The sequence below is a fragment of the uncultured Nevskia sp. genome, from assembly GCF_903885465.1.
Lineage (GTDB): Bacteria > Pseudomonadota > Gammaproteobacteria > Nevskiales > Nevskiaceae > Nevskia.
The window spans coordinates 1-1568 of the sequence record NZ_CAISIQ010000149.1 but is presented as its reverse complement, the minus strand read 5'-3'; the positions used below and the strand labels follow the sequence as shown (position 1 = coordinate 1568).

The 1568-nt window shown below is 63.5% G+C and carries 2 protein-coding genes; one reads left to right on the top strand and one right to left on the bottom strand.

From position 1 onward, the window contains the following. Window positions 1-923 (bottom strand): NAD(P)-dependent alcohol dehydrogenase (locus QZY06_RS05515; RefSeq protein ID WP_295681333.1); only part of this gene is annotated, 923 nt, incomplete at its 3' end. Window positions 924-1304: 381 nt separating this feature from the next. Between QZY06_RS05515 and QZY06_RS05510 the strand changes: the two genes are divergently transcribed. Then, the coding region (locus QZY06_RS05510; RefSeq protein ID WP_295681331.1) for a 2Fe-2S iron-sulfur cluster-binding protein at window positions 1305-1568 on the top strand (264 nt) is incomplete at its 3' end.

Here is a 1568-nt window from a genome sequence, read left to right as displayed (position 1 = left end):
CCGCGGATCAGCATGCTCATCATGTTCGCCGGCAGCATCGCTTCCGGCGGCGGCACGGCGATCAAGCCAAGCATGCCGTTCGGCAGCATGGTTTCGACGGCAACACCGATCACCGCCGGAATGCCGGTGGTGTCGAGCGCGTGGTTGACGCCGCCACCGCTCAGTTCCTTGATCTTCGCCAGCACGTCCGGCGTGGTCTTCGGGTTGATGACGTGCGTCGCGCCGAGTTCCAGCGCCAGCTTGCCGCGGCCCTCGTTCGGTTCGATGACGATGACCGTGCCAGCGTCGATCGCACGGGCGCCGAGCAGCGCGCTCAGGCCGACCGCACCACCACCGAAGATCGCCAGCGACTGGCCCTTCTTCAGCTTGATCGAATTGATCGCCGCACCAGCACCGGTCTGGATGCCGCAGCCGAGCGGGCCCATGATTTCCAGCGGCAGGTCCTTGTCGATCACCACGGTGTTGCGCTCGTGGGCCACGGCGTAGCTGCCGAACGAGGACTGACCGAAGAAGTTGCCGGCGATCTGGGTGCCGTCCTGGCTCAGCGCCGTGGTGCCGTCCGTCGGACGGACGCCGGCGAAGTTGTTGGCCAGGAAGTTGTAGCAGTAGGCCGGCTGGGTGTCGTCGCAGCTCGGGCAGGCCGAGCAGGAGTTGAAGCTGAGCACCACGTGATCGCCCGGCTTGACGGTCTTGACCGCCGAGCCCACCGACTCGACGACGCCCGAACCTTCATGGCCGAGCACGATCGGCATCGGCACCGGGAAACCATCACGAGCAACGAGATCGGTGTGGCACATGCCGACGCCGACCATCTTCACGCGCACTTCATGCTCGCGTGGCGCGGCGACGGAAATCGATTCGATCGTGAACGGACCGCCAACCTGGCGGACCAGCGCGGCGGTGGCGGTAAGCGATGCAGTCATGAGTGTCTCCTCTCGGTGTTCTGGTGCTGACGAATCAGGGGAAGGTTGGTGCAACCGGGACCAGTTGGCGGCGTTGATTAGAACGCCGCTTGAAACGATCGCGGCCCGGACTTTCGGACAGGGCCGGCAGGCGGATTACCAGCCATCGTGCAGCTCGGTTTGCGCAGCATCTGGCAGCTCCTCCGCACGATCGCGACTCGTGTTCGAGTGCGACTCTTTTATTCATTTCCAGCCCATACACGGGCTTGCGCTACAAGAATCTTCGATGCTGCCGGGGCTTTGTTGCCGGCAATCGTATGGTGCCTTACTATCCGGGCACTGACAAACATTCCCGATCGGCGCCGCCGATTCCAGAGGATGGAGCGGTTCTGCGGAGGCGCAATGGGCTTTTTGAAATCGCTGTTTGCTGCGAAGGAAGCGAAGTTTGTGGAAGTAGCGCCGTTTGGTGCGCGCTACGAAGTGCCGAGCGGGGAAACCATGCTCGAGGCCGCCCTCAAGAATGGTGTGCCGTTTCCGCACAACTGCACGGTCGGCACCTGTGGCTCCTGCAAGTGCAAGCTCAAGTCCGGACGCGTCTCGGCGCTGACCGACTTCGGCTACACGCTGTCGCAGCAGGAAATCGCCGCCGGTTTCATCCTCGCCTGT